Annotated in this window: 27 protein-coding genes; 9 read left to right on the top strand and 18 right to left on the bottom strand. The window is 68.5% G+C overall.

What is annotated here, in order from left to right; all coding sequences use genetic code 11:
- Positions 1–266 precede the first annotated feature (266 nt).
- Both AC07OY_RS17990 and AC07OY_RS17985 read right to left on the bottom strand, forming a co-directional pair.
- A complete protein-coding gene (locus AC07OY_RS17990) occupies positions 267–2,186 on the bottom strand; it encodes an EAL domain-containing protein (protein WP_495043978.1) in 1,920 nt (639 codons plus the stop codon).
- Between the two features lie 13 nt (positions 2,187–2,199).
- Positions 2,200–2,862: a transglutaminase-like cysteine peptidase gene (locus AC07OY_RS17985; protein ID WP_495043977.1), complete on the bottom strand. Its 663-nt coding sequence runs from the start codon at positions 2,860–2,862 to the stop codon at positions 2,200–2,202.
- An 89-nt stretch (positions 2,863–2,951) separates the two neighbouring features.
- Between AC07OY_RS17985 and AC07OY_RS17980 the strand changes: the two genes are divergently transcribed.
- From AC07OY_RS17980 to AC07OY_RS17970, 3 genes are all read left to right on the top strand, one after another.
- Entirely contained in the window at positions 2,952–3,857 is a 906-nt protein-coding gene (locus AC07OY_RS17980; protein WP_495043976.1) for an HDOD domain-containing protein, read from the top strand.
- A 6-nt stretch (positions 3,858–3,863) separates the two neighbouring features.
- Positions 3,864–4,430, top strand: a complete 567-nt coding sequence (locus AC07OY_RS17975; RefSeq protein WP_495043975.1) for a hypothetical protein — start codon at positions 3,864–3,866, stop codon at positions 4,428–4,430.
- A 68-nt stretch (positions 4,431–4,498) separates the two neighbouring features.
- Positions 4,499–5,794, top strand: a complete 1,296-nt coding sequence (locus AC07OY_RS17970; protein ID WP_495043974.1) for a S1C family serine protease — start codon at positions 4,499–4,501, stop codon at positions 5,792–5,794.
- A gap of 62 nt (positions 5,795–5,856) precedes the next feature.
- Here the strand turns inward: AC07OY_RS17970 and AC07OY_RS17965 are convergent, their stop codons facing one another.
- From AC07OY_RS17965 to AC07OY_RS17955, 3 genes are all read right to left on the bottom strand, one after another.
- The gene (locus AC07OY_RS17965) at positions 5,857–6,927 is read right to left on the bottom strand and encodes an NAD-dependent epimerase/dehydratase family protein (protein ID WP_495043973.1); all 1,071 of its coding nucleotides are present in this window, start codon (positions 6,925–6,927) and stop codon (positions 5,857–5,859) included.
- A 32-nt stretch (positions 6,928–6,959) separates the two neighbouring features.
- Positions 6,960–8,276: an NTP/NDP exchange transporter gene (locus tag AC07OY_RS17960; protein ID WP_495043972.1), complete on the bottom strand. Its 1,317-nt coding sequence runs from the start codon at positions 8,274–8,276 to the stop codon at positions 6,960–6,962.
- A 93-nt stretch (positions 8,277–8,369) separates the two neighbouring features.
- Positions 8,370–9,287, bottom strand: a complete 918-nt coding sequence (locus tag AC07OY_RS17955) for a LysR family transcriptional regulator (protein ID WP_495043971.1) — start codon at positions 9,285–9,287, stop codon at positions 8,370–8,372.
- Positions 9,288–9,386: 99 nt separating this feature from the next.
- Between AC07OY_RS17955 and AC07OY_RS17950 the strand changes: the two genes are divergently transcribed.
- Positions 9,387–10,127 (top strand): FMN-binding negative transcriptional regulator, encoded by a 741-nt coding sequence (locus AC07OY_RS17950; protein WP_495043970.1) that lies wholly within the window; start codon positions 9,387–9,389, stop codon positions 10,125–10,127.
- Here the strand turns inward: AC07OY_RS17950 and AC07OY_RS17945 are convergent.
- A complete protein-coding gene (locus AC07OY_RS17945; RefSeq protein WP_495043969.1) occupies positions 10,079–10,957 on the bottom strand; it encodes a transglutaminase-like domain-containing protein in 879 nt (292 codons plus the stop codon). The two genes, AC07OY_RS17950 and AC07OY_RS17945, sit on opposite strands and share 49 nt — an antisense overlap.
- Positions 10,958–10,962: 5 nt before the next feature.
- Positions 10,963–11,535 (bottom strand): hypothetical protein, encoded by a 573-nt coding sequence (locus tag AC07OY_RS17940; RefSeq protein ID WP_495043968.1) that lies wholly within the window; start codon positions 11,533–11,535, stop codon positions 10,963–10,965.
- A 357-nt stretch (positions 11,536–11,892) separates the two neighbouring features.
- On the opposite strand from AC07OY_RS17940, the gene AC07OY_RS17935 reads away from it, so the two are divergent.
- Positions 11,893–12,624, top strand: a complete 732-nt coding sequence (locus AC07OY_RS17935) for a Crp/Fnr family transcriptional regulator (RefSeq protein WP_495043967.1) — start codon at positions 11,893–11,895, stop codon at positions 12,622–12,624.
- 52 nt (positions 12,625–12,676) lie between these two features.
- A complete protein-coding gene (locus tag AC07OY_RS17930) occupies positions 12,677–13,399 on the top strand; it encodes a Crp/Fnr family transcriptional regulator (protein WP_495043966.1) in 723 nt (240 codons plus the stop codon).
- 14 nt (positions 13,400–13,413) lie between these two features.
- Here the strand turns inward: AC07OY_RS17930 and AC07OY_RS17925 are convergent, their stop codons facing one another.
- The gene (locus AC07OY_RS17925; protein WP_495043965.1) at positions 13,414–13,917 is read right to left on the bottom strand and encodes a fasciclin domain-containing protein; all 504 of its coding nucleotides are present in this window, start codon (positions 13,915–13,917) and stop codon (positions 13,414–13,416) included.
- 127 nt (positions 13,918–14,044) lie between these two features.
- Here AC07OY_RS17925 and AC07OY_RS17920 point away from each other — a divergent pair, with 127 nt between their 5' ends.
- Positions 14,045–14,923, top strand: a complete 879-nt coding sequence (locus AC07OY_RS17920) for a DUF6920 family protein (RefSeq protein ID WP_495043964.1) — start codon at positions 14,045–14,047, stop codon at positions 14,921–14,923.
- Positions 14,924–14,929: 6 nt separating this feature from the next.
- Here AC07OY_RS17920 and AC07OY_RS17915 read toward each other — a convergent pair whose 3' ends face one another.
- Positions 14,930–15,082, bottom strand: a complete 153-nt coding sequence (locus AC07OY_RS17915; RefSeq protein WP_495043963.1) for a hypothetical protein — start codon at positions 15,080–15,082, stop codon at positions 14,930–14,932.
- A gap of 185 nt (positions 15,083–15,267) precedes the next feature.
- Between AC07OY_RS17915 and AC07OY_RS17910 the strand changes: the two genes are divergently transcribed.
- The gene (locus AC07OY_RS17910) at positions 15,268–15,558 is read left to right on the top strand and encodes a BON domain-containing protein (RefSeq protein ID WP_495043962.1); all 291 of its coding nucleotides are present in this window, start codon (positions 15,268–15,270) and stop codon (positions 15,556–15,558) included.
- Here the strand turns inward: AC07OY_RS17910 and AC07OY_RS17905 are convergent.
- Both AC07OY_RS17905 and AC07OY_RS17900 read right to left on the bottom strand, forming a co-directional pair.
- Positions 15,542–15,826: a sll1863 family stress response protein gene (locus AC07OY_RS17905; protein WP_495043961.1), complete on the bottom strand. Its 285-nt coding sequence runs from the start codon at positions 15,824–15,826 to the stop codon at positions 15,542–15,544. The two genes, AC07OY_RS17910 and AC07OY_RS17905, sit on opposite strands and share 17 nt — an antisense overlap.
- A 27-nt stretch (positions 15,827–15,853) precedes the next feature.
- Positions 15,854–16,606 (bottom strand): PRC-barrel domain containing protein, encoded by a 753-nt coding sequence (locus tag AC07OY_RS17900; RefSeq protein ID WP_495043960.1) that lies wholly within the window; start codon positions 16,604–16,606, stop codon positions 15,854–15,856.
- Positions 16,607–16,754: 148 nt separating this feature from the next.
- Here AC07OY_RS17900 and AC07OY_RS17895 point away from each other — a divergent pair, with 148 nt between their 5' ends.
- Entirely contained in the window at positions 16,755–18,086 is a 1,332-nt protein-coding gene (locus tag AC07OY_RS17895) for a sensor histidine kinase (protein WP_495043959.1), read from the top strand.
- A gap of 17 nt (positions 18,087–18,103) precedes the next feature.
- Here the strand turns inward: AC07OY_RS17895 and AC07OY_RS17890 are convergent, their stop codons facing one another.
- The 7 genes from AC07OY_RS17890 to aceF form a co-directional block, all read right to left on the bottom strand.
- Positions 18,104–18,595 carry a hemerythrin domain-containing protein gene (locus tag AC07OY_RS17890; protein ID WP_495043958.1) on the bottom strand — a complete coding sequence of 164 codons (492 nt, stop codon included), beginning with the start codon at positions 18,593–18,595 and terminating at the stop codon, positions 18,104–18,106.
- 116 nt (positions 18,596–18,711) lie between these two features.
- Positions 18,712–18,954, bottom strand: coding sequence for a hypothetical protein (locus AC07OY_RS17885; RefSeq protein ID WP_495043957.1), 243 nt, complete (start codon positions 18,952–18,954; stop codon positions 18,712–18,714).
- Positions 18,955–19,173: 219 nt separating this feature from the next.
- The gene (locus AC07OY_RS17880; protein WP_495043956.1) at positions 19,174–19,944 is read right to left on the bottom strand and encodes a diguanylate cyclase domain-containing protein; all 771 of its coding nucleotides are present in this window, start codon (positions 19,942–19,944) and stop codon (positions 19,174–19,176) included.
- 44 nt (positions 19,945–19,988) lie between these two features.
- Positions 19,989–21,455, bottom strand: coding sequence for an ATPase domain-containing protein (locus AC07OY_RS17875; protein WP_495043955.1), 1,467 nt, complete (start codon positions 21,453–21,455; stop codon positions 19,989–19,991).
- Entirely contained in the window at positions 21,452–21,883 is a 432-nt protein-coding gene (locus AC07OY_RS17870) for a hypothetical protein (RefSeq protein WP_495043954.1), read from the bottom strand. The genes AC07OY_RS17875 and AC07OY_RS17870 overlap by 4 nt, the downstream gene beginning before the upstream one ends.
- Before the next feature lie 327 nt (positions 21,884–22,210).
- Positions 22,211–24,013 carry a dihydrolipoyl dehydrogenase gene (gene lpdA, locus AC07OY_RS17865; RefSeq protein ID WP_495043953.1) on the bottom strand — a complete coding sequence of 601 codons (1,803 nt, stop codon included), beginning with the start codon at positions 24,011–24,013 and terminating at the stop codon, positions 22,211–22,213.
- Between the two features lie 17 nt (positions 24,014–24,030).
- Positions 24,031–25,686, bottom strand: a complete 1,656-nt coding sequence (gene aceF / locus AC07OY_RS17860; RefSeq protein WP_495043952.1) for a dihydrolipoyllysine-residue acetyltransferase — start codon at positions 25,684–25,686, stop codon at positions 24,031–24,033.
- Between the last annotated feature and the right edge of the window lie 4 nt (positions 25,687–25,690).

Raw genomic sequence — 25,690 nt, 5'->3', positions numbered from 1 at the left:
GGCGTTAAGCGACGTGAAGGGGCGATGGATGGCGCTCGGCACAAGTGGTAGGCGAGAGCGCAGCGGCTCGCATCGGGGTGCGGCCCGCTTCGAGCAAAGCGAGCGCCTGATCCCGCTCGAGTGCGGATTGCATTAGCGCTCCTCTTTTGGTGACTTTTCTCTGGCGCGTCAGAGAAAAGTTACCCGCCCTGCCGGGGCGGACTCCCGGCTCACTGCAGCGAGTCTCTGAAGGTCTCGGCAAAAGCAACCCAGACCGAACCCACCCATCAGCGCAAGCTCTCCGTCACCCACGGCCCCGTCAGCCCATCCAGCTCGCAGTCCCACAGCGCCTGGGCATCCATCTCATCGACGACACCCTCGCCATAAACTTTCAACGCGAGACTGCGAAGCATGATCACCATGCCCCTCACAAACGCCGCACGCCCCGCCTCGCCAGCGACACCCAACAAAACCGAAGCGTCCAGCTTCACATAGTCCAGCCCCGCCTGGTAGAGCTTCTCGACCTGCGCCAACCCCGCACCGGCGTGCTCGATGCCCAGCTTGACCCCCAGCGGCCGCAGCTGACGCCCAAATTCCAGCAGCCGCTCGAAATGCTCGGTCGCCGCCGCCTCGGCCAGATCCAGCAGCACCGAGCGCGATGCCTGCGGCCATTGCGCCAGCAGCTCGCGCAGCTGCGGCAGGAAGGCCGGGTCGGCCAGTGACACCGGCGCCACATTGATGCAGCGCGGCTGCCCGTCGGCCGCGATGGCCTTGAGCGCCAGCCCCACGGCCAGCAGGTCGACCTGGGCCGTCATGCGCGCCCGCACCGCCAGCGGCAACCAGGCCGTGGCCGACTCGAATTCGGCATCCAGCTGCAATTGCAGCGGGCACTCCAGATGCAGCACGCGGCCACCGCGGTCGCGCACGGGGAACTCGATGAGGCGGCCGCGCTGCTGGCTGACCGCCTGTTGCAGCTGCGCCCGCCACACGCCCTCGCCCTGCTCGCGGCCGATGCCGGGGTCCGCCACGATCTCGACGACGAAGCCGCCGCGCGCCTCGCTCTGGTGTTCGGCGCGCGCCAGGGCCGCATCAGCCTCGCCCAGCCAGACGCTGCTGGGCCGCTCGCGCGGCAGCTCGATGGCGCCGAGGGCCACCTGCACGCCAGGCCCGAAGGCCGGCAGGCTGGCGCGCAGCGCGTCCGCCAGCGCGTGGGCCGTCTCGGCGGCCACGCCCTCGGCGGGCAGCCACAGCGCGAAGTCGCCGCCATTGAGCCGGCCGACGCGGCAGCCGGCCACCGACTCCGGATAGGCCTGCAGGGCCGTGACCAGGGTCAGCAGCACGTCGTCGACGGCCCCACGGCCCAGGCGGGAGTTCAGCCCGGACAGGTCGCGCAGTCGCACCAGCACGAGGCCGGCGACGGCCGGGCCGTCGTCGCGGCGCAGCGCCGCGTCGAGTTCGGCCAGGAAATGCTTGCGCGTCGACACGCCGGTCAGCGGGTCGTGGTGGACCTGCTCGCGCAGCACCAGCAGCTGGCCGGTCTGGGCCTCGAAGAGGTCGCGCACGCGCTGCACCATCGCGTTCATGGCGCGCGTCAGGCGCTGCAGTTCCGGCACGCGCGGCTCTACGACCTGGCCATAGCTGCCGGCCAGCACGCCCTCGGCCTGGGCCACGGCGGCGTCCAGCGGACGGCGGATGCGCCGCAGGCCCGCCCAGGCCAGCACGGCCGCGGCAATGCCGACCACGAGCAGCCAGGCCAGCAGGCGGCGCGAGGTCGCCCACAGCGTGTCATGGGCATAGCTGGAATGGCTCTTCAGCTCGACGGCGCCGATGGCGTTCCAGCCACTGGACAGCTGGGCCACGCCCGGCGCGGCCTGGATGGGCAGCAGCGCGCGGAACCACTCCGGCGCCTGGCCGGGGCGCGGGGCTTCGGCGCGCTCAAACAAGGTCTCGCCATTGGCCGAGCGCCAGCGCACGAATTCATAGGCGCCGGTATCGAACTGAGCCGACACCAGCAGCTTGATCAGCTCGCGGTCGCCGCCCTGCTGCGACAGGGCCAGCGCCAGGGCCTGGGCGTTGTCGGCGTTCTTCAGCTCCAGCTGGGTGCGCATCAGCTGGCGCGCCGAGACCGTGGACAGGCCAACCGCCCCCACCAGCGCGGCCAGGACCACGCCGAGCACCAGCCAGGCGATCTGCCGCATCAACGACATGGTTCACTCCACATCACAAGAACCCTTCCGCTCTGACTTTGGCCACCAATTCGCGCCACAGCGACAACCGCGCCAGCGGATCGCCCGCAGTCACCTGGCCTACGCCCTGCCAGAGGCCTTCGGTATTGAAGCTGAACACTGGTGTCAGGTCGGTTCGCTGCGAGGCCGGCAGCACCTCGGGCCGCAGGTTGTCCAGGATCAGCGGCTCGGCACCCGGCTGGGCATAGTAGGCCAGCACCATATGCGCCAGCGCCTGGCCCTGCATCCTGGCCCTGACATAGACCATGCGCAGCTTGGCCGTGGGCACGCCGGCGGCGGCCAGGCTGAAGTATTTGGCGATGGCGTAGTCCTCGCAATCGCCGGCCCGCTTCTCCAGGCTCTCCAGCGGCGAGGCCCAGTAGTCCGCCAGGTTCCAGGTGACGGCGTCGTCACGGAAGGCCAGGCGGCGGTTGAAGAAATCGTTGATTTCCTTGAGGCGCTGCAATTCCTCGTTCGTGCCGCTGCGCTCGATCTGCTGCACCAGGGCCTGGGCCTGCTCGGCGACGCGGGGGCCGCGCGCGGCGGCGGCTTCCAGCACCCGGGAAGCGTCGTAGGCGGCCAAAGCCAGCACCGGGCCCAGCACCAGGACGGCCAGCCACCACCGGCGCGGGCGGAAGGCAAAAGCGACGCGGGGCAAAGAAGTGGGCAAGATTGACGGCAGGCTGCGGTTGAATTCACTGTACCCGGCCGGCAGGCGCCCCAAAGCGCCTCTAAGATTTTTGATCTATGCAGAACCCGGCACCTTCCCACGCCTCCCGCAGTCCCGGCGCGAGAACCCAGCAAATCCGCGACGACATCGACCAGTCGCGCCGCCGCGGCCCCCTGCAGCAGATCCAGATCCCGCCCTGCCCCGAATTGCTGGCCCAGCTGCAGCAGGCCATGAGCCAGCCCGAGCCCGACCTGAATCTGGTCTCCCGCATCGCTTCCAGCGACGTGGCCATGGCCGCCACGCTGCTGCGCATCGCCAACGGCCCGCTGTTCAAGCCCGTGGGCCTGCCCTGCACCACCGTCGGCCAGGCCATGACGCGCATCGGCCTGCGCGAGAGCGTGGCCGTCATGACGGGCTTCCTGGCCCAGCACGCCGTCCCCGTCAACGCGCCGCAGCTGGCGCGCTTCTGGGAACGCAGCACCAAGCGCGCCATCGCCATGGCCGTCATCGCCCAGCAGCTGCCCGGCCTGTCGCCCGACCTGGCGCACAGCTTCGGCCTCTTCCTGCATGTCGGCATGCCGGTGCTGATGCAGAGCGTGCGCGGCTATGCGGCCACCATGGTGGAGGCCGGCGCGCGCATCGACCGGCCCTATATCGCCACCGAGAACGCCAACCACAAGACCGACCATGCCGTCGTCGGCGCCCTCGTCGTGCGGGTCTGGAACCTGCCGCCGCCCCTGATGGCCGCCATTCGCCTGCACCACGACTTCACGTCCCTGGGCCATGACGGCATCGAGCCCGAGATCCACACCCTCATCGCCGCCGGCCTCATCGCCGAACACCTGATGCGCCGCCACGAAGGCCTGCCCGAGGACGCCGACTGGTCCGGCCACCATCAAGCCGCGATGGACTGGCTGCACATCGGCTGGGACGAACTGGACCAGTGGGAAGAGGCGATCACCGCGCAGTTCGACGCGGCCTGAGCCTTGATGCGGCTGCCCCGCCTGCGCGCCGTCGTCCTCGCCATCATGGTGGTGGGCACGCTGATCGCGCTCGGCTGGAAGTTCCTCGGACCGTCCGGCGTCGCCGTGGAGCTGACCCGGCGCAGCTGGCGCATGGAGATCACCATCGAGCGCCTGCGCTCCGAGGGCGGCTCCGACTGGTGCGACGAGCTGCCCGAAGGCGCCTTCGACATCAGCCGCCGCACCATGGCCGACCCGAGCGGCAAACGTGCCGAGCCCGCCGAGCACTGCCGCTACAACCTGCTGGCCTGGCGGCGCAGCTGGATCGCCAAGGCCGAGGGCGGCCCCGGCGACCGCCCCGACTGGCCGCGCCCGCCCCTGCGCATGGCCGAGCCCGGCCAGGCCGGCGCCGAGCGCCTGGGCAAGCGCGAAGCCTATTTCGAGGTCGAACTGCGTGACGGCGAGGACCACGCCTGGGTCTGCCGTCTCACGCCGGAGCGCTGGCAGCAGCTGCGCGTGGGCATGCGCTTTCGCATGCCCGTGGACCGCTTCGGCACGGCCAACTGCCCGGCCATGTACGAATCCAGGCTCTGACAGCCCGCTACCATTCCCAGCCTAGGCCGATGGACTGCAGCCCACGGACCGAGTTTCAAGGAGGAAGAATGACATCCGCACTGCGACCCGCCCTGACCCTGGCACTGGCCCTGGCCGCCGGCACCGCCCCCGCGGCCGAACTGCCGCCGCCGCCCAATGTGGAGCTGAAGCAGGCTGTCAGTGCCCAGGGTGCCGACCTCAAGGTCACGCTGTCGGTGGACAGGATCAAGGTGTCCATCCTGCAGGGCGATGACATCGGCGGCAACGCGCTGGGCTGGTTCTGCAGCAACCGCAGGCCCCTGGTAGCCAACGAGAGCCTGCTCAAATCCGTCGGCGGATTCCTGTCCACCATCACCATCCAGGAGCTCAAGCGCCTGGGCTATCCCCTCGCCGGCAAGGGCAAGGCCACGGCCTTCGACACCGACGTCAGCGCCGCGCCGGACTTCCGCATCGGCGGCATCCTGACCGAGCTGAAGCAGGAGATGTGCTCCGAAGCGGGCAAGGCCGAAGGCTGGGTCCACTACAAGATCGACTGGGCGCTGTTCTCCGAGAAGAAGCAGAAGGTGGTCTACCAGGCCACCGGCGAGGGCCTGGCCTTCAGCAAGGAGAAGCGCCCCATCGACGAGCTGCACAAGCGCGCCGTCACCTCGTCGCTGTCCAATTTCCTCGCGTCGCCGGCCATCCTCGAGGCGCTCAAGGCCAACGACGCCGAGGCCGTCGCGACCGCCGCCTCCGCGGCCGCGCCGGCCGCAGCCGCAGCGGGCACCGAGGCCAGCGCCGGCACGCTGACGCTCAAGGGCAGCCCGGTCGCCGGCGGCGGCGCACAGAAGAACCAGGCCCAGCTGCGCAACGCCGTCGTCACGCTGGAAACGGCGACCGGCACGGGCAGCGGCTTCTTCATCGACAAGAACGGCCATCTGCTGACCAATGCCCATGTCGTGCGCGGTTCCAAGTACGCGCGCATCAAGCTGCAGAACGGCGACAAGGCGGTGGCCGAGGTCATCAAGGTCAACGAGCAGACCGACGTGGCCCTGCTGAAGACGGCCCTGACCGATGGCGACTCGCTGGCCCTGCGCAACGGCGCCGCGCCAGAGGTGGGCTCGGATGTCTTCGCGATCGGCTCGCCGCTCGGCGTGCTGAACAACTCCATGACCCGCGGCGTGCTCAGCGCCGACCGCGTGCTGCAGGGCAAGCGCCTGCTGCAGAGCGATGCCGCGGTGACCTTCGGCAGCAGTGGCGGCCCGCTGCTGGACGTCGACGGCCGCGTCATCGCCATCACGCGCGGCGGCGTCGACAAGGGCTTCAGCTTCTTCATCCCCATCGACGAGGCGCTGAAGGCGCTGCAGCTCAGCGTCACGCCCTGACCCGACCTCCATGACAAAGGCCCCTGCCGCATGCGTGGCAGGGGCCTTTGCGCTTGAGGCGCTCAACCGGCCTTGGCCGCCTTCCAGCGCTTCAGCATCTCGGCCTCCTGCTCGGGCGTGAAAGCCATGCGGGTGCGGCCCTTCTCTTCCTTCAGCTGGCCCTGGTACCAGGCCAGCGTGTCGGTCACCGTCTGCTCCACGGGCCGGAAGCGCAGGCCGGCCTTCACCGCGCGGCCGTTCTGCCAGGTGTGGAAGCCCTTGGTGTCGCCGACATAGGGCGCCCAGATCGGGAAGTCGATGCCCTCCTGCTTGGCGACGAACTCGCCGGGGATCCAGGTGACGGTGCTGGCATTGGGCGTGGCCTTCTGGCAGGCCGTGACGACACGGCCCCAGGCCAGCGGCTTGTCGGGGCCGAGGGCGTTGAACTTGCCGATGGTGCGGTTCTCCACCAGCAGCACCAGCCACTCGGCCAGGTCGCGCACGTCGATGAGCTGCAGCGGGTCGGTCGGTGCGCCCGGCACGGCCACTTCGCCGCCCTTGTCGAAGCGGGCCGGCCAGTAGGTGAAGCGACCGCTCGGGTCGTCGGGGCCGACGATATAGCCAGGGCGGACGATGGTGGCGCGGCCCGGCACGGCAGCCTCGGCAGCGGCTTCGCAGGCCGCCTTCAGGCCGCCGTAGTTCTCGAAGTTCTTGCCCATCTCCTCGACTGATGCGTCGGCGAGCACGGCCAGCGGCGTGTCCTCGTCGCCGCCTACCGGGCTGGGTTCCTTGTAGCAGCTGATGCTGGAGATGTAGATGTAGTGCTTGACCCGCGGCGCCAGCAGCTGGGCCGACGCACCGACCATGCGCGGATAGAAGCCGGAGTCGTCGATGACGGCATCCCATTCGCCCGTTTCCAGCGACTTCAGGCCCTCGCCCTTCAGCGGATCGCGGTCGCCCTGGCGCTTCTCGATGTGGGGAAAGAGGCCGGGCCGCGTGCGGCCGCGGTTGAAGAGCGTCAGCGTGTGGCCGCGCTTCTCCGCGGCCTCGACGATGGCCGGGCCGAGGAAGCCCGTGCCGCCGAGGATGAGGATGCGCCTGGGCGCGGGCGCGGGCGCTGCGAAGGCGGCGCCGGGAAGCAGTGCGGTGCTCATCTGCAGGACCTGTCGGCGTGAAACGGGGATCTTCATGTGAGCGTCTCCTTGTGGCTGAACTTCGGGGTGGCGGTGTGTTCACGGTGGCGGCGGTTCACCAGGCGGCCCAGCCAGCCGGCGATGGCAACCCAGGCCCCGGCGCAGCCCAGGGCCGCGAGCGAGACGGGGATCAGCAGCGCGCTGAAGACCGTCGGCGCCCAGACGCCGAGGAAGTCGCCGCCGCGAAAGACGAAGGTGTCGATGAAGGCCTTGGACTTGTAGCGCTCCTCCGGCCCCAGCGGGATGTAGAGGATCTCGCGGGCCGGGCGGTCCACGGCGTAGTGGATGCCGCGGCGCAGCACCTGCACCAGCGCCAGCACCAGGAAGCTCGGCCACAGCGCCAGCGCGCCGAAGCCCAGCGTCGTCAGCAGCGGCAGCACCAGCAGCACGCCCGACACGCCGATGCCGCGCAGCAGCCGGCTGGTCAGCAGCAGCTGCACGGTCAGCGTCAGCACATTGGTCCAGAAGTCCAGCTTGGCGAAGGCCGCCGTGCGCTCGGCCGGGCCGGTGAAGGTGCGGGCCACGATGTCACCCTGCATCAGGTAGAGGAAGGTGGACGCGATGGTGAACAGCAGCATGTAGGCGCAGATCAGCTGCAGATAGCGCGAGCCGGCGATGGCCTTCAGGCCGGCCTTGAAGTCCGGCCCCGGCTCGCGGGCCTGCTGGCCCTCGCCGGCCGACAGCTTGAAGTGCACGGCCAGGCGCAGCATGAAGAACACGGCCGCCTCCAGGCCCAGCACCGCCAGCAGCATCAGGCCGGCGGGCGGCAGCTTGAAGCCCCAGCTGCCGCTGCTCAGGCTCTCGGTGGCCGCCGCGCCCACGACGGCGCCCAGCGTGCCGCCCATGGAGATCATGCCGAACAGGCGCTTGCCCTGGTCCTCGGTGAAGACGTCGGCCATCAGGCTCCAGAACACCGACACGACGAAGAGGTTGAAGACGCTCAGCCACACATAGAAGGCATAGCCCAGCAGCGTGCCGCCATGCCCCGGCAGCAGCTGGAAGAGGGCCGCGAACACCAGCAGATTGGCGGCGAAGAAATGCGCCACCAGCGGGATGAAGCGCCGGCGCGGCAGGCGCGACACCAGGGCCGCGTAGACCGGGTTGACGATGAGCATGGCGACCAGCGTCGTCGTCATCAGCCAGGGCAGCCAGTCGGCGCCGCGCGCAATGCCCATGGCTTCGCGCACCGGGCGCAGCAGGTAGAGGCTGAGCAGCAGGAAGAAGAAATAGGCCGCCGCGCAGAGCAGCGCCCGGCCCTCTCCGGAGCGCAGCAGCACCAGTCGTTGCAGTCGGGAGGTCAGGGCCGTCATGCCGCCATTGGCGCACCGGCTGGTTCCCGCGGCGATTCGTCACGGCGGGAAAACCCATGCGGGCAAAAACCCGGCCGTGACGCATGGCACGGGTCAGCGCCGGGCGGGTTGCGGGCTGCGCCCTTCGATCAGCGGCAGCAGCGCCCGCGTGCCCTCGTAGAGATGCTCGAACAGCCGCTTGACGCGCGGCACCTGGCGCAGCTCCACGCGGGTCAGCAGCCACAGCTCGCTGCGCCATTCGCGCGGCGGCTCGAAGACGCGCCGCAGCGTGGGGTCGGCATCGCCCAGATAGCAGGGCAAGGCGCCCAGGCCCATGCCGGCGCGCACGAGCTGGCGCACCTGGGCCAGGCTGTTGGTGCGCACCGCCACCTGGCGGCCCAGGCCCTGGGCCTCCAGCCAGCGCGCCGAGGCGAGATGGGCCAGGTCCTCGTCCACGCCCACCCAGGGCTGCAGGTCCAGGGTCTCGGCGCTGACGCCGCCCAGCTTGCGGGACGCATAGACCGTGGCCTCGACCTTGGCCAGGCGGCGCCCGACCAGGGGCTCGGGCGGCGGGCCGCCGGAGCGCAGGGCCACGTCGGTCTCGCCCTGCTGCACATCCAGCAGCGCGTTGCCGCTGCGCACCTGCAATTGCACCTGGGTGCTGGCCTGGTAGCTGGCCAGCAGCGGCGGCAGCAGCTCCTGCATCCAGGTGTCGGCGGCACTCAGCCTCAAGAGGCCGCCGGGCCAGGCTTCGCGCCCGCGCAGGCCCTCGGTGACGGCCTGCAGCTCGCGCCCCACGCGGCGCGACAGCTCGACCAGCTCGGCCCCGGCACGCGTCGGCACATAGCCGCCGCGCAGGCGCTCGAACAGGCGCAGGTCCAGCCGCTGCTCCAGCGCCCGCAGGCGCCGGAACAGCGTTGCATGGCTGAGGCCGCCGGCATCGGCCGCCTTGGCCAGGCCGCCATGGCCGGCGATCAGCTGCAGCAGGCGCAGGTCGTCCCAGTTCAGGTCGTTGTGGGTGGGCGTTGTCATGACCAGCAATTTTGCAATGCCTGATTGCAATTTCGTCCACGAATGCGCGACGGCCGGTGCCTAGACTGAGGCCTCCTCAGCAGAACTCGAAGACAAGCCATGTCGATGTATCAACAGCTGCCCTTCCAGCCCGCCAACCCGGGTGAGGTCGACCGCCTGGTGGCCGACTTCCCGCTGGCCACCCTGGTCAGCGCCGACGCGGGCCGCATGCTGGCCACGCCCTTGCCGCTGATCCTGCAGCGCGACGCCGCCAGCGGCGAAGCGCATCTGATCGGACATCTGTCACGCCACAACCCGCAGTTCGCCATGCTGCAGCGCCAGCCGCGCGCGCTGGCCAGCTTCACCGGCGCCCAGGGCTATATCGCCAGCAGCTGGATGAGCAACCGCCGCTATGCGCCGACGTGGAACTACGAGTTCCTGCAGTTCGAGCTGGATGTGGCGATCGAGGACAGCCCCGAGCAGTTGCTCAGCGCGCTGGAGCTGTTGAGCGCCCATGTCGAAGCGCCCTACCCCCAGCCCTGGCGGCCGGCCGAGATGGGACCGCGGCTGGAGCAACTGGCCCGCTACATCGTGCCATTTCGCGCCCGCATCCTCGAGACCCGCGCCCAGTTCAAGCTCGGCCAGGGCGACCCGGCCGACGCGCGCGCCGACGCCTATGCCGGCCTGGCCCGCTACGGCAACCACCAGCTGGCCGTGGCGATGCGGCGGCACGAGGAACTGGTCGGCGCGGCTGCATGCCGGGACGCGGGCGACCGGCCGCCTGATCAAGCAGGCGCTGCCCAGCCGGTTCTTCAGTCGTCGGCCGCGCTGGCGTCAGTGGAGAGTGCCATGTCGGTGTGATGCGGGAGCACCCGACCGGCGGCATGGTCTTCGTGGGCGGTTGTGCGGATCCACGGCGCCCATGAGGTGACGGTGCCGAAGATGGTGGCGAAAGCGACGTCGGCTGCGTCGCGGCCGGTACCGAAGCGCACAAAGCCCATCGGGATCGCGGTGCCTGAAGGGTCAAAGATGTACCAGCGGCCACCGAGGTACACCTCGGCATAGGCATGGAAATCGGGAGGGCCCAGCACCGGGTCGGCACCGTAGTCCGTGCCGGTTGCAAACCGTGCAGGGATGTTCAGCGCTCGGCACAGCGCGACCATGAGGTGAGTGAAGTCTCGACAGACACCGGTGCGTTCGATCAAGGTGTCGACCGCCGACGTGGTCGAGGTCGACGTGTTCGAAGCGAATGACACCCGGCTCTGTATCCACTCCGAGATGGCCTGGACGCGGCTGTGTCCTGGCGCAAGCTCGCCGAACTCGGCCGTCGCGAGCTTGATCAGGCGATCGGACTGACAGTAGCGGCTCGGATAGATGTACTGCAGCACGTCGAGCGGCAACTGGTGGACCGCGACTTCAGGCAGATCCGCCGGGTGATCGCGGCGATGTGCCAGGTCCACGGTGGCCTCATAGCGAATCTCAAGGTCCCCGGGGGCCGCCTGCAGGCGCAGGTGGCGGTTGCCCGTGCTGGGATCGGTTTGAATTCGCCAATCGACGTCCTGGCTCACTTGCAGGCTCTCGGCGAAGACCTTTTGGCAGGGCGTATAGGCCGGGTGGATGTTGAAGATGAAGTCAGCACCGTGCTCGCTGACCTCGTACTTCAGCTGAATTTCAAGTTCGATGCGAATCATGCGGTTCAGGTCTTGCCTCCTTTGAGAGGCTTGGCAGTGGCCATGCAGTCGGCGCGTGCGTCGGCGGCCAACGCGCTGCATTTCTGTGCGGCTGCATCGGTCAGGCGGCGTTCGCCAACCGGGGCGCCGGTCACGTGCGGGTTCCCCTTCAGGTCGGCCTGGCCTTTGGTGCGCATGGCCTGGGCTTGCTTGGTGCAGGCGCGCTTGGCATCGCCAGTCTTGTCGTTGCATTGCGTGCGAGCGACGTCGTAGGCGGTATCCAGCTTGACGGCAGCCAGGTAGTCCTGCGACTTCTGGGTGCCGGTGCTGGCAACCACGAGCTCTGCACGGGTCACCCTTTCCTTGGCGAGCGCCTGCTCGCGGCAGACGTCGCGTGGGTTGCCGACACGCTGATCGCAGGCCGCCCTGTCGGCAACGAGTTCGGTGGCGGCGCGTGCAAAGCCTGCGTGCAGGTCGGCAAGGCTGATCAGTTCCGCGTGGACAGGGGCAGCGCAGAGCGCGGTGAACAGGCAGGCCGCGACGAGCCGGCCCCTGTTGCGCGCGCGCGCCGGCGAGCCGTTCATCAAAGAGGGCTTCATGGTGGGTCCTTTGCATCACCAGCTTGACCGCCTTGCGCCGCCGTGTCGGTTCGATAGCGCACAGACTTTGCATCGCGGCAGCAGTGGCGCACCGGTGGTGCGCCACAATCCCGAGGGCGCCCCCAGCCGCCCCTGGCAGCTGCTGGGCGTGCACGCGTCGCGCATGGACATGAAGACGCGCGACGCCGCTGCAGACGCGTCTGCAGCGGCTCAACCTGGCCTGGTATGCCGATGTTCTGCTGGCGCTGACACAGTGACAAGCGGTTCTGGCCGGGCGGCTTATGTGCGCCAGCGAACACACGGACTGGCTGGCTCTGGCTAGAGTCAGGGTTTTTCCTCAACCAGCACAAGGGATCGATGCCCGCACCGCCAGACGCCCTCTCACCGCGCAGCAATCGGCTGCTGGCGGCCCTGCCCGCAGAGGAATGGGCACGCTGGTCCGGCCAGCTCGAGTGCGTGCCGCTGGAACTCGGCCAGGTGCTGTACGAGTCCGGCCGGCCGCAAAGCCATGTGTATTTCCCCACCACGGCCATCGTGTCGCTGCTCTATGTACTGGAGGACGGCGGCTCGGCCGAGATCGCGGTGGTGGGCTACGAGGGCGTCGTCGGCGTGTCGCTCTTCATGGGCGGTGAAACCACGCCCAGCCGCGCCGTCGTGCAAAGTGCGGGTGGCTGCTTCCGGCTCAGTGCCGCGACCATCAAGACCGAGTTCAACCGCTATGGCGTGGGCATGCACCTGCTGCTGCGCTACACCCAGGCGCTGCTGACGCAGATGGCGCAGACGGCCGTCTGCAACCGCCACCACCTGCTGGAGCAGCAACTGTGCCGCTGGCTGCTGCTGAGCCTGGACCGCATCGCGGGCGACGAACTGGTGATGACGCAGGAGCTGATCGCCAACATGCTGGGCGTGCGCCGCGAAGGCGTCACCGAGGCGGCGCTGAAGCTGCAGAAGCTCGGGCTGATCGAATATGCCCGCGGGCGCATCACGGTGGTCGACCGCGCAGGCCTTGAGAAGCGCAGCTGCGAATGCTATGGCGTCGTCAAGGATGAGTACGACCGGTTGCTGAACCGACCGCTGCCGGTTCATTAGCCAGCGTGCGTTGGCGCACAGCGCCGCCGGCGTGCCGTGCCCAGACTCGCGCATGGCCACCAACCTGTTGCTCGACCACCTGCCCGCCGCCGAACAAAAACGGCTGCTGAAGCTGAGCATCCAGGTAGCTTTGCGCGGCGGCCAGCAGTTGGCCGTCCAGGACATGCCGGTGCAGTCGCTGCTGTTCCCGGTGCAAGGCTGCCTGTCCCTGGTCACGCCGCTGGACGGCCATCGCTTGTTGCAGGTTGGAATGGTGGGCAGCGAAGGTGTGCTGGGCGCTCAACTGTTGCTGGGTGTGGCCGCCAGCCCGGTGACGGTGCTGGTGCAGCAGGACGGCCAGGCCTGGGGCATGCCCGCCGCGGTCCTGCGCCACGAGCTGCCCGTCAGCCCGGGTCTGCGTCGGCTGCTGATGTGCTATCTGCAGGTGCAATTGCGGCAGTCAGCGACGGCGTCCGCCTGCCTGCACTCCCATGCGCTGCAGGCGCGCTTGGCGCGTTGGTTGCTGATGGGGCAAGACCGGTCCCGGGACGACGGTTTCGCGGCCACGCACGAAGGCATGGCCCACCTGCTGGGCGCGCGCCGAGTCGGCGTCACCGTGGCGGCTGGCCGTCTGCAGGCAGCCGGCTTGATCCGCTACCACCGGGGCTGGATCACGGTCAGCGACCGCGCCGGCCTGGAAAGCGCCGCCTGCGCCTGCTATGGGCAGGACTGCATGAGCTACCGCCTGAGCATGAAGTTCGCGCCGGACGCCGCCCTGGGTGGTGTGGCGCACTGACTTTGCGGCGGCACTCAGCCCGCGGCGGGCATCAGCACCGTATCGATCACATGGATCACGCCGTTGGACGCCTCCAGATCGCGCTCGACGATGCGGGCGTCATTCACCCTCAGCCCCTGCGCCGTGTTCATGGCGAGTTCGTCGCCCTGCAGCGACTTCATCGGCGCGGGCGCGTCGCCGCAGGCGCTCGCCTGCACGCGGCGGGGGACGAGATGCAGCCTCAGGATGGCGGTCAGCCGGGCCTTGCTTTCGGGCCTGAACAGGTCGGCCAGCACTTCCTTGGCCAGCTTGCCGAAGGCGTAGTCGTTGGGTGCAAACACGGTATGAGGACCCGATGCATGGAAGGGGCTGGTCAGGCCGGTGGCCTTGATGGCAGCGATCAGATGCTTGAAGTGTCCGGTCCTGTGCAAGGTGTCCATCAGGTTCTCCAGCGGTGCGGGCGCAGGGGCTGCACCGGGGCTGGCCGCAGCGAAGCCCGGATTGACTGAGGCGGTGGCGGTGCTCGTGGCGGAGGTCATGGCATCTTTCGTAGACGGATCGCGCCAATGCTGCATCTGAATCCCATCGAGGTCTGTGCGGTGGCTGTGTTCGCCAACGCACAGACAGCGGCCCGTGCGCCGGCGAGCCTGCGCGACCTCTCACTCTATGAAACCGGCCACCCGCATGCCCTGGCTGCTCGCTGCTTTGCTTCTTGTGGCGGTCCTGGCGGCCGCGATCACCTTGCTGCGCGCGCGCGGCCACCGACTCTGGTGTGCACGGTCCAGCGCGTTGACAGCCAAGCTCGGCGCCGAACCCGGGCCAGCAGGCGTGACGCATTTCGACCCGGCCGAGCTGAACGACCTGCCGGCGCCCGTCCAGCGCTATCTGCGCGCTGCGTTGACCGCCGGTCAGCCCATGGTGAGCCGCGTGCATCTGACGCAGAGCGGCTTCCTCAGCCTGTCGCCCGCGAGCGGGCGCTCCCAGCCCTTCACTGCGGAGCAGCACGTCGCGACACGCGGGCCGGGCTTCCTGTGGAATGCCCGCGTGGGTGTGTTCGCGGGGCTGAGCGTGCGCCTGCACGACGGCTACCTCGCCGGTGCGGGCCTGTTGCATGCGGTGCTGCTGGATTTCATCGACATGGCCCGCCGGCAAGGCGATGGCGAGCTGGCGCGCGCGGAGCTGATGCATTTCCTGGCCGAGGCGCCCTGGTACCCCACGGCGCTGCTGCCCAGCCAGGGCGTGCGGTGGGTGGCGGTGGATGCGCGGCGCGCCGATGCCACGCTGACGGATGGCACGGTGTCGGTGACGTTGCGCTTCAGCTTCGGCGATGCAGGCCTGGTGGAGGCCGTGCGGTCCGAAGCGCGGGGGCGCAGGGTGGGGCGGGCCCTGGTGATGACGCGCTGGGAGGGGCGCTGGAAGGACTGGGCAATACGCGACGGCATGCGCGTGCCGCTGGCCGGCGAGAAGGCCTGGCTGCTGCTGGACGGGCGCCGGACCTACTGGCACGGCCGCCTGAGCAAGCTGCGCTACCGCTTCAGCGGTTGAGAGCGCTCATCGTCCGCCCTTGTGGCCCCGGCGGCCGGACGGCTTGTGACGCTCCGGCATGGGAGCCGACACCTTGGGCCCCTCCGGCCTGATGTCCAGCACGGGCGGGTGGCCCGCGGGTTCGGCGGGTTTGCTCTTGGGCTTCATCGACTTCTTCATGGGATCTCCTGGATCAACGTCCGGCCATCGAAGGATTCCTGGCCGAGACCGTGCCGACCTTAGAGCGGCGTGGAAGTCCTGACGGTGCGGCAGCGCACGTTTGCGTCGCGCGTGCGGTGTGATGCCGCACAGACGGGGGCCGTGCCGGCGCGCACTATCGGCAGGTGTCTTTCACTTGAGCCCCCATGAACGCCATCGCACACCTCCCGCCCGCATTGCCCGCGTTCAGCGACGCGGAACTTGCCTATCTGGCGCAGAGCTCCCTGGCCTGGAACTGGGAGCTGCTCCCGGGCGGCATCAGCGCGAGCGCCAAGGCCGGCTGGTTGACCTTGTCGGGCGAGGTGCTGTGGAACTATCAACGCCAGGACGCCGCTGAGTGCGTGCGCTGTCTGCCCGGGCTGGCCGGCGTCAGCAACGACATCACGCTTCGCCCCGCCCACCGCCCTGCGGGCCGCTGCCTCAAAGCCGCGTCTTGAAATCGTGGAAGGCGTGGATGTAGGCATCGCGCGTGCGGTCCATGTCGGACACCCATTGGTGCCACGAAGCCTCGCTGGACGTCTGCAACGCCTCCCACTTCAACAGCGCATCCCGTGAATGACCGCGCAGCTTGGCCAGCTCGGCGGCGTAGCGTTCACGCGCGTCCTGCCTGGCATGGATCACCTTGGTTTCAAAGGAGATGAGCTGATCGTTCAGCCCATCGAGCTCGAGCTTGATGTTCTCGACATAGGTTTCGCGTGCGGTCATGGTCATCCCTTTCGATGGCGCTGAGGCTCAGGCCCAATAGCCCGGGCGTTCATAGTTCGCATGCAGCAGGATCTCGTAGTCGCGATGGATGGAGGCGACATCCTGGTAGACCGGACTGCACTTGACCTGCTCGCGCGTCAGCGACACGTGGATCTGCTGCCTGGCCCAGTCGATGCGGTCCACCCAGGGCCGGGCGATCAGCACCTTGCGTCCGCCAGGCCACCAGCTCTGGGTGTCGACGACCAGGTAGCGGATCTGCCAGCTTTCGTCGTCGAAGACAAAGTCCTGGACCTGGCCGATGCCGTGGTCGCTGGCCTGCATCTCGTAGCCGCACACCTGCTCGGTACTGCGCAGCTGCATGTCTGCCGGGTAGGCGCTGGCAGCCTCCTGATCGGCGTTCGCGCGCGGCGCGACCGACGGATAGGGCACGGCGCCCAGCGCCCAGAGTCCACCACCGTCCCAGTACGCTGGGTAGTGGTAGTGGCGCTCGAACGCCTGCTCCTGCTGGCGCGAAACGGGTCGTTCGATGTCCAGTGGTGGGCTGCTGCGTATCAGCCGGCGCGTCAATGCGACATCGATCACCCCGTCGCGGCCTACCGGCTGCTTGATGGAATAGGGCGAGATCAGCACATCGCGCTCGGCCAGCCAGCTGCCTGCGTCCACGACGAGATAGCGGATGACCCAGTTGCGGTCGTCGAACAGCAGGTCCTCGACCGGACCGATGTCGCCATCCGCGGCCTTCACTTGAGCCATGGTGACGTGGCTGACGCTGTTGAACATGCCGACTCCTTGGGACGGTGCGATCGTGGCAAGGAATCGCGCGCCCGTCCGTTCGCTTGCGCACGCGCGCCGTTACCTGCGCACTTCACCGGGAACCGGCTTTTGAGCCCAGAATAGGCCCCCGATCTCGTTGGACAAGGATGCGCCGATGCAGGCCGTTGAGCATGTGGCACTCGGCGCATACCTGAAGCGGCGGCGCGGCGTCATCCTGCAGGCGTGGCGCACCGCCGTGACGTCCGATCCGACGCTCACCACGGGCGCCGCGCTGCCCCGCGCGCAGCTGCACGACCACATTCCGGCGCTGCTGGTCGACTTTGAGCGCAGGCTCGGCGGCGGCGGCCTGGCGGCCGCCGACCAGGAGCGCCACCAGGGAGATGCCGCGGCCCACGGCCTGCATCGCTGGCAGCAGGGTTTCGACCTGGCCGAAGTGACGCGCGAACTCGGGCGCTTGAACGAATGTGTCGTGGTGGAGCTGGAGGCGTACGCGGTCGCGAACCCTGGCCTCAGCCCGTCGACCATGGCCGAGGCGCGCAGGATCTGGGCGCAGCAATGCGGGGACGCCGTCAGTGCCAGCGTGTCGCAGTATTTCCAGCTGCAGCAGATCGAGGCGACCAGCCATATCCGTGACCTCGAGCAGGCCCTGCAAGCCCTGCGCGAGCTGGAGCAGGAGCGCGCGCGCTTGTGGCAGCAAGCGGCGCATGATCTGCGTGGCAACCTCGGCGTGGTGGCCACGGCGACCGCGGGCCTGGCCTCGCCGAAGGCTTCCGAGTTCATGCGCGATGGATTCCTGCGCCTGCTGGATCGCAACGTCGGATCGCTGAGCCATCTGCTGAATGACGTGACCAGCCTTGCGCGTCTGCAAGGCGGCCTGGAGCACCTTCAGCTGGAAGTGATCGATGTCGTCACGCTGCTGGGCGCGCTGTGTGAGGACCTGCAGCCCCATGCGCAGCAACGTGGTCTCTACCTTTGCTTCGAGGGCCCGGCCTCCCTGCCCGTCGAAGGCGACGCGGTCAAGACCAGGCGCATCGCGCAGAACCTGGTCATCAATGCGATCAAGTACACCCGCACGGGAGGCGTCACGATCAGGTGCGGCGACGGTGCCTCCAGCGACCTGGACCGCTGGTTCTTCGAGGTGCGGGACACGGGGCCGGGCTTTCACGCCGGCCCGGGTTCGCAGCTGGCGGGTGCGATCGAGGAGGCCACCGATCAGGCGCGGCAGGTGGCGACCGACCACGCGACGGGCGTGGTGACGCATGTGAAGGTGGACCTCACCGAGACCTATCCGTCTTCCGAGGACCCCCGTCCCGTGAGCCAGCAGGCTGGCGAGGGCATCGGGCTGTCCATCGTCAAGCGCCTGTGCGACCTGCTGAATGCCACCACCGAGCTCGAATCGGAGATCGGTGTCGGGACGGTGTTTCGCATCCTGCTGCCGCGCAGCTATGGCGACACTCGCGCGGCAGCGGCGGGCGGCCAGCGCTGAAGCCCGTCCGGCGTGCCCTACTCGGCGCTCGCCAGTTCGTCCAGCAGCTCGTTCCTGCGCTCTGCCATGTCCTTCCCGAGGGCCTGGACGTCGAGGCCGCTCTTGCGGATCTTGGGGAACATCTCCTCTTCCTCTTCCTTGACATGGTGGTCGATGTGCTCGCCCAGCACCTTGACCTGGGCGTCGTACAGCGGGTCTGCGGGCGTCGAATGGACGATCTGCAGGATCAGCGCCTTGGCGCAGGCGTGTTCGACATCGGCCTCGTCGACGAGTTCCACGCTGCCCGCCAGCGTTGCACGCGCGGCGGGGTAGAAGAGTTCTTCCTCGATCGTGGCATGCACGGTCAACTTGGTGCAGATCTCCTGCGCCAGCAGCTGCTTCTCGTCATCGCCACCTTCGGCGTGGAGGAGCTGCTGGTAGGCCTTGAACAGCGCCTTGACCTCCTTGTGGTCGGCAATCAGCAGGCGGAGGGCGTCGGTGGTCGTCGTGGTGGTGCGGGTAGCTGACATGGGGGTTTCCTTGGCGAGGCTTCTCGCGGGGACTGGGGAGTGCGAAAGGTGCCGGCGCTGCCGCGCGCCGGCATCAGCGGTGTTCAGTAGCGGCTCGGCGATCCCTCGCCGACGCTTCAATTGGGCCGGGTGTCGCCTTCGTCGTCCGCGTTCTCATCGAATGACCGGTTCCATGCGCCGCCGCCCTGCTGGCGTTGCGGCGGCCGGCCCGGCGCGGGTTGCTGCTGCTGGCGGGACGAGCGGTTGCTGTCGCCGCGGTCCTTCGCGATGTCTTCGCTGCCATCGGCGGGCACTGCCGGATCGTCGTCTCGCCCCGGCGGTTGCTGTGGGCTCTGTCCTTGCGACTGACTGCTGTTCATTTCAGGCTTTCTCTTGCCGGGACATCCGGTGCAGCCGAAGCGGCAACCTCAGAGCCTGCCTTCCCTTCCCCGCGTGTAAAGGCGCCTGCGCCGGGCGTAGAGGACAGATTCGCGACAGGTAGGGGCTTCGACACCGGGCGTCCAAGCCAGGCTGCATTCGGTAAGCGAGACCGACGCAACGCGCCGTTGCCCTGGCTTACCGATGATCGGCAAACGCGGTCAGCAGCCGGCGGGGCCGGGACCGCAAGCCGAGAAGAAGCTGTAACAGCCGCCGCCGGCGCGTTTGCTGCGGTACATCGCCTGATCGGCGCAGTTGACCAGCTCCTCGATATCCTCGGCGTCATCGGGGTAGACGCTGATCCCGATGCTGGCGGACACCCGGACGGGGACGCCACGCGCCTGCACCACGGACGCCAGTGAATCCATCAGCTTCTGCGCCACCAGTCCGGGGTCCGCCGCGTCGGTGATCTCCGGCAGCAGCACGATGAACTCGTCGCCACCCAGGCGGCAGACCGTGTCGATCTGCCGCACGCAGCCGACGAGGCACAGGCTGACGGCGCGCAGCACGTCGTCGCCGACCTTGTGGCCCAGCTTGTCGTTGATCTGCTTGAAACCATCGAGGTCCAGGAAGAGCAGGGCCAGCCGCCCGTCATGGCGCCGGGCATGGGTCAGCCCCTGCGAGAAACGGTCGACCAGCAGCAGGCGGTTGGGCAGCTGGGTCAGCGAGTCGAGTTCGCTGCAGCGTGTCAGCTCGGCCATCAGCAATGCCGTGGATTCGGCCATGTCGCGCGAACGCAGGGCGTCGATCACCAATTGCTCATTGGCCTCCAGCAACTGATGCATGGTGTCTCCGCCCAGCTGCGCCTGGGCCTGGGTGAGGTCGGCCTGGACGCGGGCAAGTTCAGCCCGCGCATCCAAGGTCTGCGCCCGCAGTGCAGCAAGCTCCGCCTGCAGCGCGTCCGCGCTCAGGGTGTCGGGTATCTTGGCCATGCCGCTTCCCCCGGAAGTCGCGCTGCCCCAGGGCAGCGCGGTAGCTAGGCCTCGCCGGCGGCGAGGCCGCGGGGCCGGGTCGCTGGGCGACCGCCCAGCAGGCCCTCTTGACCAGCAAGCATCGTGCCGATCTCGATGCCGCCGTCGCCGATGCTGTATTCGCGCAGCTGGTCCGAATGGCTGCTGTCGCGCACTTTCACGACCGCCAGCACGCGGCGCAGCCGGCTTTCGACCTCGATGTAGCGCTGCACGATGATGGCGTCGGTCATGAAGGCCGTGCCGTAGGGGCTGAAGCGCAGGTCGGTGTAGCGGTCCTCCAGTTCCGACGTCATCAGCACGGTGACGCCCAGACCGGTCAGCGACGTGACCAGGCGCAGCAGCGACTCGCGGAAGTCCTCCTTGAACGACGGCCCCAGCGCCAGCTCGAACCCCGACAGCGAGTCGATGACGACGCGGCTCGCCCCCCGCCGGCGGATCTCGGTGGCCAGCATCTGCATGACTTCCTCGATGGAGATGTCGGTCGCGTGGCTCTCGACCAGGCCGATGCGGCCGTCCTCGATGTACCGCGCCAGCGCCTTGTTGTGCACGCGGTTGGGGCGCCGCTCGAAGGCCGCGATGACGCCGGTCTCGCCGTTGCGAACGCCGGCGTCCAGGAAGGACGCGGCCAGGATGCTCTTGCCCGACCCGGACGGCCCGGCCAGCAGCAGCGAGTAGCCGCGCGGCAGGCCGCCATCCATCATCTCGTCGAGCCCGGGGACGCCCATGGAGGCTCGCGGGGCGGTGCCAACGCTCGCCGCAGGTTGCGTCCCGGCAGATGCCGGCACGAAGACGCGCACGCCGTCGCCGCTGATGCGAAACGAGTGCAGGCCGGGCAGCGAGGGCTGGCCGCGCATCTTCATGATCTCCATCTTGCGCACCATGGCGTTGCGCTGCACGCTCTGGCGCATCCAGATCAGCCCGTCCGCCACGGTGAAGACCGGGTTGGCGTCGGTATCGGTGAAGTACTCGCCGATCAGGAAGGTGGTGGCCTGCCAGCTCGTCATCAGCATGCCGAGCTGCTGCATGAAGCGCTGCAGGTGGTTGTGCGCGTTGCCACCCGCATCGGTGGCCAGCACGACGGAGCGGAAGGAATCGACGAAGACGAGGGCCGGTTCGTGCGCGGCGACTTCCTCGGTGATGCGTGCCAGCACCTGGTCCAGGTCACCGGCCATCGCTTCCTCGCAGAGGTTGACGAAGCGCACGCTGCGGTTGATGGCCGCGGGGTCGAAGAAGCTGAATTGCTGCTGGTAGCGCAGCATCTTCAGCGGCGGCTCGCCCAGCACGGTGAAGTACAGCGCCGGCCGCGCCTCGGTGGCCAGCGCGAACATGATCTGGTGCGCCAGCGTCGTCTTGCCGCAGCCGGGCTGGCCGGCGATGAGATTGAACGAGAACTCGGGCAAGCCACCGCCGAGCAGGTCGTCCAGCCCGGGCACCCCCGTCGACAGGCTGTTGATCGTCACTTTGGATGTCATGGCTTGGGGTCCTGCGCCGGGGCAGCGCTCGAAGGGGTCGACCAGGTGGCTTGCAGCAGCCGCTCGGTCAGCGGAGCGCCGATCAAGGTCGTCAACAGCTCGCGGAAGTTCATGAACAGGGCACTGCCCGTCTCCATGGCGACCGCCGGCTGCTGTGCAGCCAGGAGCGTGGTCAGTTCGACCAATTCGGTCGCTGCGTCGATGCTGCCCGGCCTGAGCGGCGCAAGACAGGGGTGACGTGTGGCCGTGAGATGCAAGGTGCGCGAGAACAGCGCGGCGACACCGCGCTGCCCGAGCACAGGCCGCAGGGCGGACTGGATGTCCGTCCACATCGCGCCGAACGCTTCGGCAATCTGATGGGCGTCAGCGTCCTCTGCCACGCGTTGGGCCAGAGGAGCCGTAAACCGGCTGCTCTCTCGGCTGTCCATGGGCGAAGGGTTCAGAGCTGATGTGCGGCGGAGTGTAGGCCTCCGAGGCGACTGCGCGTCATGGGTCTGCTTCAGCAAGCGCTGAGCGATGCGGCGCGCGCGCCTGCCAGTGCTGCTTGCTCTGGTGGCACCGAGTGCGTCACGCCGGCCCTGATTCGGCGGAAACCGAGCTTTTCGAGGCCCAACTCGCCGATGCGCAGCAGGATCGCCCCGATCCTGAGGACGATCCATACGAGAGCATGCGTGGGACGCTGTGGGCTGAGCCACAGCGACGGGCGTAGTCGGCAAGGCTGCACGCGCCTCCCTGACTACACCTATCAACCGTCCTTAGCGCTTGCGAACCGGCGGCACGTCCGTGCAGGAGCCGTGCGCCACTTCCGCGGCCATGCCCAGGCTTTCGCCCAGCGTGGGGTGCGGATGGATGGTCTTGCCGATGTCCACCGCGTCCGCGCCCATCTCGATGGCCAGGGCGATCTCGCCGATCATGTCGCCGGCATGCGTGCCGACGATGCCGCCGCCGATGATGCGATGGCTCTCGTCGTCGAAGATCAGCTTGGTGAAGCCCTCGTCGCGGCCGTTGGCGATGGCGCGGCCGGAGGCCGTCCACGGGAACAGGCCCTTGGTGAACTTGATGCCCTTGGCCTTGGCTTCGTCCTCGGTGATGCCCACCCAGGCCACCTCGGGGTCGGTGTAGGCCACGCTGGGGATGACGCGGGCGTCGAACTGGCTCTTCTTGAGCTTGTCGTCACCCAGGATCTCGCCGGCGCAGACTTCGGCCGCCACATGGCCCTCGTGCACCGCCTTGTGGGCCAGCATGGGCTGGCCGACGATGTCGCCGATGGCGAAGACGCTGGCGACATTGGTGCGCATCTGCACGTCCACCGGGATGAAGCCGCGGTCACCGACGATGACGCCGGCGTTCTCGGCGCCGATCTTCTTGCCATTGGGCGTGCGGCCCACGGCCTGCAGCACCAGGTCGTAGCGCTGAGCCTCCTTGGGGGCGCCCTCGCCTTCGAAGGTCACCCAGATGCCGTCAGGCTTGGCCTCGGCGCCGACCGTCTTCGTGTTCAACATGATGTTGTCGAAGCGGCCCTGGTTGAACTTCTGCCAGACCTTGACGAGGTCGCGGTCGGCGCCCGTCATCAGCGTGGGCAGCATTTCGACGACGTCCAGGCGCGCGCCCAGCGTCGAGTACACCGTGCCCATTTCCAGGCCGATGATGCCGCCGCCGACGATGAGCATCTTCTCGGCCTTGACGCCCATTTCCAGCGCGCCGGTCGAGTCGACGATGCGCGGGTCATTCGGCAGGAAGGGCAGGCGCACGGCCTGCGAGCCGGCCGCGATGATGAGGCGCTTGAAGGCCACGGTCTGCACCGCACCGGTCTTGGCCTGGCCGACAGCACCTTCGGTCGCCTCGACCTTCAGGTGTTGCGCGTCCAGCAGCGAGCCGACGCCGCGCAGCACGGTGACCTTGCGCATCTTGGCCATGGCCGTCAGGCCATTGGTCAGCTTGCCGGTGACCTTGTTCTTGTGGGCGCGCAGCTTGTCGATGTCGACCGTGGGCGCACCGAAGGCCACGCCCAGGTCGGCCATGTGGCTGACCTCGTCCATGACGGCGGCGACGTGCAGCAGCGCCTTGGACGGGATGCAGCCCACGTTCAGGCAGACGCCGCCCAGCGTCGCGTAACGCTCCACGAGGGCGACCTTGAGGCCCAGGTCGGCCGCGCGGAAGGCGGCCGAATAGCCGCCGGGGCCGCCGCCGAGGACGACGACGTCGAAGGCCTGGTCGGCGCTGCCGCTGTAGGTGGCGGCAGCGGGTGCCTGCACGGGGGCAGCAGCGGCCACGGGCGCAGGTGCCGCAGCAGCGGGAGCCGGCGCGGGCGCGGCCGCGTCACTGCTTTCCAGGGACAGGATGACCGAGCCCTTGGCGACCTTGTCGCCGACCTTGACCTTGAGTTCCTTCACGACGCCGGCGGCGCTGGAAGGAATCTCCATCGAGGCCTTGTCGCTCTCGACGGTGATCAGGCTCTGCTCGACCTTGACGGTGTCGCCGGCCTTGACCAGCACCTCGATGACGCCGACTTCGTCGAAATCGCCGATGTCCGGAACTTGAACTTCAATGGTTGCCATGAGTTCAGCCCCCCCGATCACAGCGCGATCCGACGGAAGTCGGACAGCAGGCTGGCGAAGTAGACATTGAAGCGCGCAGCCGCAGCGCCGTCGATGACGCGGTGGTCCCAGCTCAAGCTGAGCGGCAGGATCAGGCGCGGCACAAAGGCCTTGCCGTCCCACACGGGCTCGGTGCTGCTCTTGCAGACGCCCATGATGGCCACTTCGGGCGCGTTGATGATGGGCGTGAAGTACTTGCCGCCGATGCCGCCCAGGGACGAGATCGAGAAGCAGCCGCCGCTCATGTCGGCCGGGCCCAGCTTGCCATCTCTCGCCTTCTTGGCCAGTTCCGACATCTCGGCGCTGATCTGGAAGATGCCCTTCTTGTCGGCGTCCTTGATGACGGGCACGACGAGGCCGTTGGGCGTGTCGGCCGCGAAGCCGATGTGGAAGTAGTTCTTCAGGACGAGGGTGTCGCCGTCCAGCGAGCTGTTGAACTCGGGGAACTTCTTCAGCGCCGCGACGGCAGCCTTGATCATGAAGGCGAGCATGGTGACCTTGATGCCGGCCTTCTCGTTCTCCTTGTTCAGCTGGACGCGGAAGGCTTCCAGCTCGGTGATGTCGGCATCGTCGTGATTGGTGACGTGCGGGATGACGACCCAGTTGCGATGCAGGTTGGCGCCCGAGATCTTCTTGATGCGCGACAGTTCCTTGCGCTCGACGGCACCGAACTTCTCGAAGTCGACCTTGGGCCAGGCCAGCAGGTTCAGGCCCGCGCCACCGCCGCCAGCGGCAGCAGCCGGGGCGGAGGCCTTTTGCGCTGCGGTCTGCACGGCGCCCGACATGACGGCCTTGACGAAGCCCTGCACGTCGCTCTCGACGATGCGGCCCTTGGCGCCGCTGCCCTTCACTTCGGCCAGCGGCACGCCGAGCTCGCGGGCGAGCTTGCGGATGCTGGGCGAAGCGTGGGGCAGTTGGCCCGTGGGGGCAGTCGGCTGGTGGGCCGGCAGCGCTGCGGCAGCGGGCGCGGCAACCGGAGCAGCCACAGGCGCGGCGGCGGCAGGCGCCGGGGCTTGAGCGGGCGCAGCGGCGGCAGGCGCGGGAGCTGCACCCCCGGTGGCGGCCACGCGGGCCAGCGGCGAGCCCTTGGCGACCTTGTCGCCGACCTTGACCAGCAGTTCCTCGACGACGCCGGCATGCGAGGACGGGATCTCCATCGAGGCCTTGTCGCTCTCCACCGTCACCAGGCTCTGCTCGACCTTGACGGTGTCGCCGACCTTGACGAGCAGCTCGATGACGGCCACTTCGTCGAAGTCGCCGATGTCCGGCACTTCGATGGTGACGGGGCCGCTGCTTTGGGCAGCAGGCGCTGCGACCGGCGCGGCTTGCGCGGGTGCGGGCGCCGCAGCCACCGGAGCGGGTGCGGCGGCGGCCGGCGCGGCAGCCGCGGCGGCGCCCTCGCCTTCCACGATGACCAGCACGCTGCCTTGCTTGACCTTGTCGCCGACGACGACCTTGATCTCCTTGACGACGCCGGCCTGCGACGACGGAATCTCCATCGAGGCCTTGTCGCTCTCCACCGTCACGAGGCTTTGCTCGACCTTGACGGTGTCGCCGACCTTGACCAGCACCTCGATGACGCCGACCTCGTCGAAATCGCCGATGTCGGGAACCTTGACTTCAACCAATGCCATGTCT

This window comes from Roseateles sp. GW821-FHT09H10 (genome assembly GCF_059415865.1).
This window is presented reverse-complemented; position numbering and strand designations above follow the sequence as displayed.

Coding starts and splice junctions, on each gene's coding strand:
- AC07OY_RS17955 (WP_495043971.1), bottom strand. CDS start 9,287: ATGACAACGCCCACCCACAACGACCTGAACTGGGACGACCTGCGCCTG.
- AC07OY_RS17965 (WP_495043973.1), bottom strand. CDS start 6,927: ATGAGCACCGCACTGCTTCCCGGCGCCGCCTTCGCAGCGCCCGCGCCC.
- AC07OY_RS17915 (WP_495043963.1), bottom strand. CDS start 15,082: ATGAAGAAGTCGATGAAGCCCAAGAGCAAACCCGCCGAACCCGCGGGC.
- AC07OY_RS17925 (WP_495043965.1), bottom strand. CDS start 13,917: ATGACCTCCGCCACGAGCACCGCCACCGCCTCAGTCAATCCGGGCTTC.
- AC07OY_RS17895 (WP_495043959.1), top strand. CDS start 16,755: ATGCAGGCCGTTGAGCATGTGGCACTCGGCGCATACCTGAAGCGGCGG.
- AC07OY_RS17910 (WP_495043962.1), top strand. CDS start 15,268: ATGAACGCCATCGCACACCTCCCGCCCGCATTGCCCGCGTTCAGCGAC.
- aceF (WP_495043952.1), bottom strand. CDS start 25,686: ATGGCATTGGTTGAAGTCAAGGTTCCCGACATCGGCGATTTCGACGAG.
- AC07OY_RS17950 (WP_495043970.1), top strand. CDS start 9,387: ATGTCGATGTATCAACAGCTGCCCTTCCAGCCCGCCAACCCGGGTGAG.
- AC07OY_RS17920 (WP_495043964.1), top strand. CDS start 14,045: ATGAAACCGGCCACCCGCATGCCCTGGCTGCTCGCTGCTTTGCTTCTT.
- AC07OY_RS17935 (WP_495043967.1), top strand. CDS start 11,893: ATGCCCGCACCGCCAGACGCCCTCTCACCGCGCAGCAATCGGCTGCTG.
- AC07OY_RS17900 (WP_495043960.1), bottom strand. CDS start 16,606: ATGTTCAACAGCGTCAGCCACGTCACCATGGCTCAAGTGAAGGCCGCG.
- AC07OY_RS17990 (WP_495043978.1), bottom strand. CDS start 2,186: ATGTCGTTGATGCGGCAGATCGCCTGGCTGGTGCTCGGCGTGGTCCTG.
- AC07OY_RS17875 (WP_495043955.1), bottom strand. CDS start 21,455: ATGACATCCAAAGTGACGATCAACAGCCTGTCGACGGGGGTGCCCGGG.
- AC07OY_RS17960 (WP_495043972.1), bottom strand. CDS start 8,276: ATGACGGCCCTGACCTCCCGACTGCAACGACTGGTGCTGCTGCGCTCC.
- lpdA (WP_495043953.1), bottom strand. CDS start 24,013: ATGGCAACCATTGAAGTTCAAGTTCCGGACATCGGCGATTTCGACGAA.
- AC07OY_RS17930 (WP_495043966.1), top strand. CDS start 12,677: ATGGCCACCAACCTGTTGCTCGACCACCTGCCCGCCGCCGAACAAAAA.
- AC07OY_RS17940 (WP_495043968.1), bottom strand. CDS start 11,535: ATGAAGCCCTCTTTGATGAACGGCTCGCCGGCGCGCGCGCGCAACAGG.
- AC07OY_RS17905 (WP_495043961.1), bottom strand. CDS start 15,826: ATGACCGCACGCGAAACCTATGTCGAGAACATCAAGCTCGAGCTCGAT.
- AC07OY_RS17970 (WP_495043974.1), top strand. CDS start 4,499: ATGACATCCGCACTGCGACCCGCCCTGACCCTGGCACTGGCCCTGGCC.
- AC07OY_RS17880 (WP_495043956.1), bottom strand. CDS start 19,944: ATGGCCAAGATACCCGACACCCTGAGCGCGGACGCGCTGCAGGCGGAG.
- AC07OY_RS17980 (WP_495043976.1), top strand. CDS start 2,952: ATGCAGAACCCGGCACCTTCCCACGCCTCCCGCAGTCCCGGCGCGAGA.
- AC07OY_RS17945 (WP_495043969.1), bottom strand. CDS start 10,957: ATGATTCGCATCGAACTTGAAATTCAGCTGAAGTACGAGGTCAGCGAG.
- AC07OY_RS17885 (WP_495043957.1), bottom strand. CDS start 18,954: ATGAACAGCAGTCAGTCGCAAGGACAGAGCCCACAGCAACCGCCGGGG.
- AC07OY_RS17975 (WP_495043975.1), top strand. CDS start 3,864: ATGCGGCTGCCCCGCCTGCGCGCCGTCGTCCTCGCCATCATGGTGGTG.
- AC07OY_RS17890 (WP_495043958.1), bottom strand. CDS start 18,595: ATGTCAGCTACCCGCACCACCACGACGACCACCGACGCCCTCCGCCTG.
- AC07OY_RS17870 (WP_495043954.1), bottom strand. CDS start 21,883: ATGGACAGCCGAGAGAGCAGCCGGTTTACGGCTCCTCTGGCCCAACGC.